Below are 3354 nucleotides of genomic sequence, written 5' to 3' on the forward strand. Positions count from 1 at the left end.
TTGTCCCGAGTCGTCAACTGCGCTCCATCCGGTCGGTGATCAGCGAATCGTTCGGGTGACGCACCCGTTCCACCCGTGGTTTGGCCGCGAGTTCGTCTTCCTCGCGGTTCGGCAGACGTGGTCGGAGGATCGGGTGTTCTTCCTCGACGAGAATGCTCGGCAGTTCTCGCTGCCAGTGGGCTGGACGGACGTTGTCGAGCCGGACGTGTTCGTCAGGATGGCCGCGGGTCGGTCGCCGTTCGGGTTCGCCGATCTGGTCGAACTGCGGCGGCTGATCGATGGCCTGTCCGGCTGAACGAGTGTCAGCCCAATTATGCCGCATTCGTTAGGCAGATTATGCCGTCATAAGTGGTGTTCACATCACCTACGCTCGATAATTTGCGCAGCTAGCAACGTGAATAGCTGTAATTATGTGACACGGTTGCAGCGTGTCGGACATCTGGTCATCGCTCTATCCGGCATAATTCTATTTACACAATAGATTTGGAGGTGGCGTTGTGGCTCGGAAGCGGAAGCTGGATGCGAAGGAGGCGGCGCTGGCCGAGTCGCGGACGTTGAATCCTCGCCCGGATGCGGTACGTGACGAACGGTTCGCGTCCTCGGAGTTCTTCGATGCCCGCGATCTGGTGCAGGTCAAGTACGAGATGGTGCGGCGGGTGCGGGTCGAGGGCGCCCCGGTCACCCAGACCGCGGCCACGTTCGGGTTCTCCCGGCCGTCGTATTACGAGGCCGCCGCCGCGGTGGACCGTGACGGGCTGAGTGGGCTGGTGCCGGCCAAGCCGGGCCCGCGGCGCGCGCACAAGCTCACCGCCCAGGTCATCACCTATGCCCGGCAGTTGCGCGAAGCCGATCCCGGCATCGGGTCGGCGCGGCTGGCTGATGCGATCGCCGAGACGTTCGCGCTCAGGGTGCACCCGCGATCGGTGGAGCGGGCCCTGGCCCGCGCTGAGAACCCCAAAAGTGGAGGAGTGCAATGACATCGACGATGCAGGCGGTGATGGATCCGACGTTGTGGACGGGTATGAGCAGCTGCGGGCCCGCGCGCTTGGTGGTGCGGCCGACGGGTGGCGGATGGGGCTGGCAGTGCTTCAGCAACGCGGGGTGGCCGCATGGCTGCGGCTGCGCCAGCCGACCGTGCCCACGGTGTCGGCGCCCACACCCGTCCGGGTCTCACCTCCGGTCACCGGGGGCGCGGAGGCCGAGCTGGTCGGGCTGCTGGCCTCGATGGCGCTGGCTGTCGCCGTTGCGGAGTGAGCGGTCATGAGCGAGCAGGCCGCGGCGAAGGTGACCGGCGCGCACCTGGCCCGCACCGCCTACCTGTATGTGCGCCAGTCCACGCTGCGTCAGGTGCTGACCAACACCGAATCGGCCACCCGCCAATATGCGTTGCGGCAGAAGGCGATCGCGCTGGGCTGGCCGACCGAGGCGATCGTCACCATCGACACCGACCAAGGCCAGTCCGGCGCTTCGGCCGCCGACCGGGAAGGATTCCAGCGGCTAGTCGCCGAGGTAAGCATGGCCCGCGCGGGGATCGTATTGGGCCTGGAGGTGTCACGGCTGGCCCGCAACAACGCCGACTGGCACCGACTGCTAGAGATCTGCGCCATGTCGGCGACGTTGATCTGCGATGAGGACGGCCTGTATGACCCGACCGACTTCAACGACCGGCTGCTGCTCGGACTCAAGGGCACCATGAGCGAGGCTGAGCTGCACTTCATCCGGGCCCGCCTCATCGGCGGGCAGCTATCGAAGGCACGCCGCGGCGAACTGCGCATGCCCCTGCCGGTCGGGCTGGTCTACGACCCAGCCGAGCGAATCGTGCTCGACCCGGATAGCGGTGTGCAACAAGCGATCCAGCACGTGTTCACCCTATTCGCTCGCACCGGCTCAGCACGCGCGGTGGTGCAGCAGTTCAACGCCGAGAAGCTGCTGTTCCCGGTGCGGGTGCGCACCGGCACGCATAAGGGTGAGCTGGCCTGGATGCCGCTGCAGCATTGGCGGGTGCTGCGCACCCTGCACAACCCCCGCTACGCCGGCGCGTTCGCCTACGGCCGACGCCGAGAGCGCGTCGGCGCCAACGGCAAGAAGACCTTCCAGACCTTGCCGCGTGAGCAGTGGATCGCGCTGTTCCCCGACGCGCATCCCGGTTACATCAGTTGGGACCAATACGAGACCAACCAGCGCCTACTGCTGGGCAACGCCACCGCCCACGGTCAAGACCGCGCCGCCGGTCCCGCCCGGGAAGGAACCGCGCTGCTGCAGGGCCTGGCCATCTGCGGGCGGTGCGGGCGGCGGATGACGGTGCGCTACCACACCCGCCGCGGCGTCGAGGTCCCCGATTACCAGTGTATGAACCGATGCATCCAACAGGGTGCGCAGCGCTGCCAAACCGTGCCCGGCGCCGTCGTCGACGATGCCGTCGGCGCCCTGCTGCTGGATACCCTCACCCCGCACGCCCTCGAGGTCGCCCTGACCGTGCAGGCCGAACTGGACACCCGCGCCGCCGAGGCCGACGCGCTGCGCCGCCAGGCCGTCGAACGGGCACGCCACCGCGCCGACCTGGCCCGCCGCCGCTACCTGGCCGTCGACCCAGACAACCGACTCGTCGCCGACAGCCTCGAGGCCGATTGGAACGATGCGCTGCGCGCCCTGCAAGCCGCCCGCGAAGACTACGAACGCGCCACCCAGGCCGCCGCAGCCGTACTCAACGACCAGATCAAGAACCAAATTCATTCATTGGCAACGGATTTCCCAGCCCTCTGGTCCAACCCACACACCGCGCAGCGAGACCGTAAACGCATGGTGCGGCTACTCGTCGACGATGTCACCCTACACAAGAACGATCGCATCCACCTACACGTGCGTCTGCGGGGCGGACAGAACCGCAGTCTCGCAATCGCGATACCGCCCACATCCTGGCAAGCCCGCCAAACCCGCTCCGACACCGTCAAAGTGTTGGACCGGCTACTGGACACCCACACCGATGCCGAGGTCGCCGAAACGCTCAACGCCCAAGGACACCGCTCTGGTGAGAACAAGCCATTCACCGCAGGCATCGTCGTCCACGTGCGCCGCAAGTACCATCTGCTCAGCCACTCCGAGCGGCTCCGCGCCCAGGGCCTGCTCACCACAACCGAACTCGCGCAACACCTCGGCGTGCACCCCAGCACCGTAAAGAGCTGGACCAAGGCCGGAATACTCAACTCCCACAAGGCAAACGACAAGAATGAACGTCTCTACGAACCACCGACCGCCGGTGATCCACGCCTTACCACCCGACAAGGCAGCCCACTAAGAAAACGAGTTCCCATCCAACCCACTACAGGAGGTGCACTATGAAGCCAAGCCCTTGTC

General features: G+C 66.2%; 4 protein-coding genes. All 4 read left to right on the plus strand.

The window, feature by feature from the left end:
• Nucleotides 1-295 (plus strand): DUF5372 family protein (locus BST27_RS29855; protein ID WP_232007486.1); only part of this gene is annotated, 295 nt, incomplete at its 5' end.
• A gap of 202 nt (nt 296-497) precedes the next feature.
• Nucleotides 498-977 (plus strand): COG3415 family protein, encoded by a 480-nt coding sequence (locus BST27_RS29860; protein ID WP_069422638.1) that lies wholly within the window; start codon nt 498-500, stop codon nt 975-977.
• The gene (locus BST27_RS29865) at nt 961-1254 is read left to right on the plus strand and encodes a hypothetical protein (RefSeq protein WP_139805465.1); all 294 of its coding nucleotides are present in this window, start codon (nt 961-963) and stop codon (nt 1252-1254) included. Before BST27_RS29860 ends, BST27_RS29865 begins: the two co-directional genes overlap by 17 nt.
• Before the next feature lie 6 nt (nt 1255-1260).
• Nucleotides 1261-3339: a recombinase family protein gene (locus BST27_RS29870; protein ID WP_069422640.1), complete on the plus strand. Its 2079-nt coding sequence runs from the start codon at nt 1261-1263 to the stop codon at nt 3337-3339.
• Nucleotides 3340-3354 lie beyond the last annotated feature (15 nt).

The organism is Mycobacterium intermedium (assembly GCF_002086275.1).
GTDB classification, from domain to species: domain Bacteria; phylum Actinomycetota; class Actinomycetes; order Mycobacteriales; family Mycobacteriaceae; genus Mycobacterium; species Mycobacterium intermedium.

Bases quoted from the DNA above. Each gene is read 5' to 3' on its own strand.
- BST27_RS29870 (WP_069422640.1), top strand. From the start codon at position 1,261: ATGAGCGAGCAGGCCGCGGCGAAGGTGACCGGCGCGCACCTGGCCCGC.